This window comes from Bradyrhizobium sp. CFUWI (assembly GCF_056429085.1).
On sequence record NZ_JBWJZE010000281.1, the window covers coordinates 1 to 403 of the forward strand.

Sequence of the window (403 nt, forward strand, 5' to 3'; positions counted from 1 at the left end):
ATCTACAACTCGGTGTCCAGCACCTTTGGTGACGTCTCAGCGGAGATCACCGACATGTACTCGTCGGCCGCCAACTGGGTGACGGACAACTTGGTGACCCCGTTTCGCGCGTCGTTCGATGGCCTCATCGGCTCGGATGCCACGTCGGAGGTAGCCAGCATGGGGATCGACGGTGCCAGCAAGGGGCTTGGGATCGACGGTCTGATGACCCAGTTCCAGCAGCTGCTCTACAAGGGGATCAACGAGGTTCTGATGAAGATCGGCGGCCAGGAACTGGCCGGCATGGTCTTCCAAACTGCCCCGAGCGGCGCACTGCAATTCACACCCGGCATGGAGCAGCTGATGGAGGGGATCAGCACGGTCATGATGGTGTATTCGATCGCGCGCCTGATCGGCCACATCA

General features: G+C 60.5%; 1 protein-coding gene. It reads left to right on the top strand.

Going from position 1 to position 403, the window contains the following annotated elements:
• Window positions 1-403: hypothetical protein (locus AC066S_RS39810; protein ID WP_478272064.1), on the top strand; the 403-nt coding region annotated here is incomplete at both ends.